The organism is Ulvibacter sp. 2210JD10-4, from assembly GCF_058148525.1.
In genome coordinates this window covers 1-238 of sequence record NZ_JBYVJZ010000096.1, presented here as the reverse complement: position 1 = coordinate 238, position 238 = coordinate 1, and the positions used below count along the sequence as shown (strand labels likewise).

1 pseudogene is annotated in these 238 nt (G+C 39.9%); it reads left to right on the top strand.

The features are described from left to right. Positions 1–238 (top strand): annotated as a pseudogene (locus tag ACY2RT_RS15620) (DEAD/DEAH box helicase); the annotation flags it as partial.

Below are 238 nucleotides of genomic sequence, written 5' to 3'. Positions count from 1 at the left end.
ATATTACAGAAATACTTTCACATTCTCCAAAAGATAGAAGTACATGGCTGTTTAGTGCCACCATGCCAAAAGAAGTAGCTTCGATCTCCAAAAAATTTATGCACAAACCTATTGAAATTACAGTAGGTTCTAGAAATGTGAAGACAGATAGTGTGTCTCACGAGGACTATGTGGTGAGGGCCCGTGGTCGTTATTTGGCACTAAAGCGATTGGCAGATGCGAATCCAGATATCTTTTC